This is a genomic window from Oceanivirga salmonicida (assembly GCF_001517915.1).
Classification (GTDB): domain Bacteria; phylum Fusobacteriota; class Fusobacteriia; order Fusobacteriales; family Leptotrichiaceae; genus Oceanivirga; species Oceanivirga salmonicida.
On record NZ_LOQI01000094.1, the window covers coordinates 1 to 4,769 of the forward strand.

6 protein-coding genes are annotated in these 4,769 nt (G+C 23.8%); all 6 read left to right on the forward strand.

The window, feature by feature from the left end; genetic code table 11:
* Positions 1 to 1,089, forward strand: coding sequence for a PTS sugar transporter subunit IIA (locus tag AWT72_RS08025; RefSeq protein ID WP_306765438.1), 1,089 nt, complete (start codon positions 1 to 3; stop codon positions 1,087 to 1,089).
* A complete protein-coding gene (locus AWT72_RS08030; protein WP_067143404.1) occupies positions 1,073 to 1,507 on the forward strand; it encodes a PTS sugar transporter subunit IIA in 435 nt (144 codons plus the stop codon). Before AWT72_RS08025 ends, AWT72_RS08030 begins: the two co-directional genes overlap by 17 nt.
* Before the next feature lie 34 nt (positions 1,508 to 1,541).
* Positions 1,542 to 1,832 (forward strand): PTS sugar transporter subunit IIB, encoded by a 291-nt coding sequence (locus AWT72_RS08035; RefSeq protein ID WP_067143408.1) that lies wholly within the window; start codon positions 1,542 to 1,544, stop codon positions 1,830 to 1,832.
* Positions 1,833 to 1,850: 18 nt separating this feature from the next.
* Positions 1,851 to 3,134: a PTS sugar transporter subunit IIC gene (locus AWT72_RS08040; protein WP_067143411.1), complete on the forward strand. Its 1,284-nt coding sequence runs from the start codon at positions 1,851 to 1,853 to the stop codon at positions 3,132 to 3,134.
* A gap of 83 nt (positions 3,135 to 3,217) precedes the next feature.
* Complete coding sequence (locus AWT72_RS08045; protein WP_067143415.1) at positions 3,218 to 4,063, forward strand: class II fructose-bisphosphate aldolase; 846 nt, start codon at positions 3,218 to 3,220, stop codon at positions 4,061 to 4,063.
* Positions 4,060 to 4,656, forward strand: coding sequence for an AAA family ATPase (locus AWT72_RS08050; protein WP_067143420.1), 597 nt, complete (start codon positions 4,060 to 4,062; stop codon positions 4,654 to 4,656). The genes AWT72_RS08045 and AWT72_RS08050 overlap by 4 nt, the downstream gene beginning before the upstream one ends.
* Positions 4,657 to 4,769: the final 113 nt, after the last annotated feature.

Consider the following 4,769-nt stretch of genomic DNA (forward strand, 5'->3'; position numbering starts at 1 on the left):
ATATTATATGAATTTTTATATTTTCATTTAAAACCATGCATCTATAGGTTAAAAAATAATATTATGATTACTGAAGTAGATTATTTAGAATTTTTAGATGATGTTGATGATGAAAAATTATTAGAAATTGTAAAAAGAAATATTAAAGAAATTGAAAAGGTATATAATGTTAAATTTAATAAACAAGAATTAGTATTAATAACATTTCATTTTAAATCTTCTATAGAAAGAGAAATGTATAAATTTAAAAAAACAGTAATATTAGTTTGTGGATTAGGTTATGGAACATCAAGAATTTTAGCAAAAAAATTAACTAGAAATTTTCAAATTAATATAGTTGATATACTTCCAGCTTATAAGTTAAAAGAAAAAATTGAAAAGTTTGATAATATTGATTTTGTTATATCAACTATAGACTTAGAAATAAATTCTATAAAAATAACGCCTTTATTAAGTATAGAAGATCAAAAATTATTAATCAGTAAGGGAATAAAGAGAAAAATAAATAAAATTAACATAAATAATTTATTATTAGAAATAGAAAAAATATCTCCTTTAAAAAATAAAGAAAAAATTATTGAAAATATATTAGAAAAATATGGAGAAATTTTCTATGCTAAAAAAATAAAAGAATATTCAATATTTAATTATATGAATTCTAATAATGTAATATATATAAATGATGTTGATAATTGGGAAGATGCTATTTTTAATGTAGGTAAAATTCTCTTGAAAAATAAATCTATAACATATGAATATATAGACGAAATAATAAAAATAAGTAAAAAATATGGGCCATATATATTTTTAGGAAATAATCTAGCAATACCACATGGGACTTTAAAATATACTATAAAAAACGATGTATCATTTTTGATTTTAAAAAAAGAAGTAGAGTTTATTGAAAAGAAAGCAAGGCTCTTTATTTGTTTTTCATCAATAGATAGTCAATTTAATAAAGATATATTGAATTCAATATTAGAAATTATAAATCAGAAGGAATTAATTGATAGTATTATTGAAACTAATAATTATGAAGAATTAAAAAAAATTATAAAAAAGGAGTTTAATCATGAAATTATTAGATAAAGAAATAGAAATTTTAATAAAAGAAAGATGTAATAATTGGGAAGAAGCAATAGATAAAGTTTCATTACCGTTATTAAAAAAAAATAAAATAACTTCTCAATATATTAGTGTTATGAAAAAATTTAATATTGATTATAATGCATATTTTGTTATAGCTAAAGGGGTGGCATTAGTTCATGCAAGACCTGAAAATGGGGTTATAGAGCCAGGGATAAGTATAATGACATTAGAAAAACCAGTAAATTTTGGAAATGCTGAAAATGATCCAGTATCAATTGTTTTTTGTATAGCTTCAATTTCAAAATCAGATCATATAGATATTTTAAAATTTATTATGAAATTATTAGATGATGAAAATAAACTCCATTATATGTTAAATGTAAAGAATAAAAATGAAATGAAAAAAATCTTTAATTAAAAATGAAAAACTAAAATTTTATAAGGAGGAAAATATGAAAACTAAAATTTTATTTGTGTGTGGTGCTGGCTTAGGAAGTAGCTTTGCATGTCAAATGATAACAGAGGAGGTATTAAAAAAGAATAATTATGAAGATTATCAGTTAGATCATAGTGATATTTCTTCATGCATATCACTGAAACCTAATATAATAATAACAGCTGAAAATTTTAAAACACAATTTAAAAATTTTAATATACCAGAGGGTATTAAAATTATATATTTAAAAAATATAGTTTCTAAGGATGAAATAGAAGAAAAATTAAAAGATATATTGGGATTTTAAGATTAGGGAGGGATAAAAATGCAATTTATTAATTTTATTATTGAAAACATTTTAACTCAAGCTCCAATTACAATAGCACTAGTAGCATTATTAGGACTTATTCTACAAAAAAAATCAATTGGTCAAATTATTTCAGGAACTTTTAAAACAGTATTAGGATTTATGATTTTAGGAGCAGGTTCTGGAGTAATTGTAAATAGTTTAATTTATTTTGGGAAAATTTTTCAAAAGGGGTTTAATATTCAAGGAATTATACCTTCTATAGAATCAATTAATGGTCAAGCAATGAATCAACTAGGACTAGGAAGAGAAATAGCTTTGACATTTTTAGCTATATTTATCTTTAATATTATTATTGCAAGATTTACAAGATGGAAATATATATTTTTGACAGGTCAAGTTATCTTATGGATGGCAACAATGACAACTGTATTTGGAATTGCGGCTGGTTTGAGAGGTATAACATTGATCTTAGTTGGTGGATTTATTGGTGGAGTATTTGCAGTAGCAATGCCAGCGTTAATACAACCATTAACTAGAAAAATTATTGGAACTAATGATATAGCTTTAGGGCATTTTTGTACAATAGGTTATTTATTTGAAGCAGGAGTAGCATATGTATTTGGTGAAAAAGGTGAAAATAAAAAATCAATTGAAGATATAAAATTACCAAAGAATTTTGAATTTTTACAAGATACTTATTTATCTGTTATGGTAGTAATGGTTCCTTTATATGTTATAACTGCAGTATTTGCAGGACAAGAATTTGTATCAACTTTATCAGGAAATGTAAATTATGTTGTATTTTCATTTTTACAAGCAATACAATTTGTAGTTGGTGTTTATGTATTATTAGCGGGAGTAAGATTATTACTAGCAGAAATAGTTCCTGCATTTAAAGGAATAGCAATGAAATTAGTTCCTAATTCAATACCCGCATTAGATTGTCCTGTTTTATTTTCATATAGTCCTAATGCCGTTATATTAGGATTTATAACAACAACAATTGGAACATTAATTGCAATGTTTGTTTTACCAATATTTGGATTAGCTGTTATTTTACCAGGAATGTTGACTAATTTTTTTGCAGGTGGAACTGCAGGAATATATGGAAATTTAACAGGTGGAAGAAGAGGAGCTATTATTGGTGGTATTGCTCATGGATTTTTCATTCAATTATTACCAGCATTTTTAGTAACAATATTTAATAATATGGGATTTATAAGTGCAACTGCGACAGATGTTGACACAGTTGTAGTAGCATTATTTTATGCATGGGTATTAAGTCCATTATTAAGATGATAATTTTATGAGTAAATAAATAAGAAAAAAATGGAGAATTTATATAGTGAAATTATATAAAATGTAAAATATAGGAGAATTAAATGTATACTAATTTAAATAAAGTTTTAACTGAAGCTCAAAAATTTAAATATACAGTGGGAGCATTTAATATGCATTGTTTAGAAATGTTACCTTCTATGATATATGCAGCATATGAAATGGGGACACCAATAATAATACAAACAAGTGTAGGTACGGCTAAATATATAGGTTATAAAAATATAGTATCAATATGTAAGAATATGGGAGATGAATTAATGGTTGATGTTGTTTTACACCTAGATCATGCTAAAAATTTTTGTGATATAAAAGAAGCTATAGATGCAGGTTATACTTCAGTTATGTTTGATGGCTCTGCTTTATCATTTAAAGAAAATATAATAAGAACTAGAAGAGTTGTAGATTATGCTCATAAATTTAATGTTACTGTAGAAGGAGAAATTGGAACAATTGGGGGAACTGAAGAAGGTATAAGTGTTAAAGAAGAAGATAAAGTATATACTAATCCAAAAGATGTAATAAATTTTATTGAAAAAACTGATATAGATGCATTGGCTATAGCAATTGGTACTAATCATGGACAATATAGATCTAAAACCTCTTTGAATTTTGAATTATTGAAAGAAATTAATAGTATAACTGATATTCCATTAGTAATTCATGGTGGAACTGGTGTTAAAAATGAAGATATTCCAATGTTGATAAAATATGGAATTAGAAAATTTAACGTTGGAACGGAGTTAATAGTGGCTTGGACTTCAGTTGCTATAGAAAAGTTTAAAAATACAAAATTAAATGAATCTTTAAGACATAATGTAATCCCTTGTAATGAATCTGTTAAAAAGGTTATAAAAGATAAATTAAAATTATTTTGTGATATGAAATGAAAAAATTAATATTGGTGTGTGGTAGACCGGGAACAGGAAAAACATACATAGCAAAAAAAATTAGTGAAAGAGATTCTAAAATAAAGTTAATATCATACGATGATTTAAAAGAAAAAAATTATGATGAATATGGATTTGATAATATTGAAGAGAAAGAAAAACTAAATTTAATTACCTTAAAAGAATTTTTATTTATCGTTGAAAAGAATATGATATTAGGAAATGATATTATTTCAGAGTATCCATTTAGCTATAAACAAAAAAATATATTGGAAAAACTATCAAATATATATGGATATAAAAATTATACAGTTAGGTTAATAGCTGATGAAAATATACTGCTTAAAAGAATAGTTGAAAGAGATACTAAATATAATGGGCGTCATTTGGGACATATAGTTTCTAAATATCATAAGGGAATTACTAAAGTTGATAGAAAAAATGCAGATTATTTATTTAATAGAGAAAGGTTTACAAAAATTTGTAAAGAAAGGGATTATGACAATTTTAAATTAGGAGATTTATATGAAATAGATACAACGACTTTTGAAAATTTAGAAATGAATAAAATTTATAGTTTTCTGGAAATATAAAGTTTAAAACATTAAAGAGATATATTATGATATTTGTAATAAATGTAGTTATGAAAAAATAATTAAATTAATAAAAGTATATACTAAAAGTGTGGGGCTGTTGCAAATTAAAA

What these genes read in the sequence shown, in the direction of transcription:
- AWT72_RS08030 (WP_067143404.1), top strand. Translation starts at nt 1,073, where the DNA reads ATGAAATTATTAGATAAAGAAATAGAAATTTTAATAAAAGAAAGATGT.
- AWT72_RS08035 (WP_067143408.1), top strand. Translation starts at nt 1,542, where the DNA reads ATGAAAACTAAAATTTTATTTGTGTGTGGTGCTGGCTTAGGAAGTAGC.
- AWT72_RS08040 (WP_067143411.1), top strand. Translation starts at nt 1,851, where the DNA reads ATGCAATTTATTAATTTTATTATTGAAAACATTTTAACTCAAGCTCCA.
- AWT72_RS08045 (WP_067143415.1), top strand. Translation starts at nt 3,218, where the DNA reads ATGTATACTAATTTAAATAAAGTTTTAACTGAAGCTCAAAAATTTAAA.
- AWT72_RS08050 (WP_067143420.1), top strand. Translation starts at nt 4,060, where the DNA reads ATGAAAAAATTAATATTGGTGTGTGGTAGACCGGGAACAGGAAAAACA.